Source organism: Burkholderia sp. L27(2015) (genome assembly GCF_009765705.1).
Lineage (GTDB): Bacteria > Pseudomonadota > Gammaproteobacteria > Burkholderiales > Burkholderiaceae > LMUX01.
Window position 1 is genome coordinate 1 of record NZ_LMUX01000014.1, and the last position, 969, is coordinate 969.

Here is a 969-nt window from a genome sequence, read left to right on the forward strand (position 1 = left end):
CCGATTCTGATGACCTCGATTGCGTTCATCATGGGTGTGGTGCCGCTGGTGCTGTCGTCGGGCGCAGGTTCGGAAATGCGTCACGCGATGGGTATCGCCGTGTTCTTCGGGATGTTGGGCGTGACCTCGTTCGGGCTGATGCTGACCCCGGTGTTCTACGTGTTGCTGCGCAAATTGTCCGGTAGCAAACAGATGCTCGACAAACACGGTCACAACCCGCATGTGCATGGCATCGACGAAACGGCGCTCTGAGGGCAACGACATGAATAACTTATTAAAACGCTCAATGCTATTTCCTGCGCTCCAGGTCTTGGGGACATTCAGGACGCCCGCAGCACTGCCTGTACTTTCGGGACGTTCGGCGCTGCTGGCCTCGTTGCTGGTAGTGGCGGGTTGTTCGCTGGCGCCGGCTTATAAAATCCCTGTGGCCGCCAACCCGCCCGCTTTCAAGGAAGCCGCCGTGCTGACCCCGCAGGAAGCGGGTAGCTGGAAGCAGGCTCAACCTGCTGAAGATATTGCACGCGGCGAGTGGTGGAAGGTGTTCGGCGACGCGCAGTTGAACGACTACGAAACGCAAGCACTCGCAGCGAACCAGAATCTGGCGGCGGCTGCGGCGCGTTTGAAAGAGTCCCGTGCGATTCAACAAACCGCGAAGGCCGCGCTTTACCCGACCCTGGGCACCGGGTTCGGCCCGGCGCGTCAGCAACTATCACCGGGCTCGTTCGACGTATTCAACGGCGTGGGCACCGCGCCGCAGACTGTCTGGACCGCACAGGTCAATAGTTCATATGAGGTCGATCTGTTTGGACGCGTAGCGTCGACCGTGAATGCAGCCAAGGCCGACACGCAGCAAAGCGAAGCGCTGTTTCGTTCGGTGCAGCTCGCCTTGCAAGCTGACGTCGCGCAGAACTACTTCACGCTGCGGCAACTCGATGCGGAGCTAGACGTGTTCAATCGCACGGTCGAGCT

At 60.0% G+C, this 969-nt stretch carries 2 protein-coding genes; both read left to right on the top strand.

The annotated features are described in order from the left end of the window. A partial coding sequence (locus GSQ77_RS07470) for an efflux RND transporter permease subunit (protein WP_158900640.1) occupies positions 1-252 on the top strand: 252 nt, incomplete at its 5' end. 10 nt (positions 253-262) lie between these two features. Further along, the coding region (locus GSQ77_RS07475) for a TolC family protein (RefSeq protein WP_254067509.1) at positions 263-969 on the top strand (707 nt) is incomplete at its 3' end.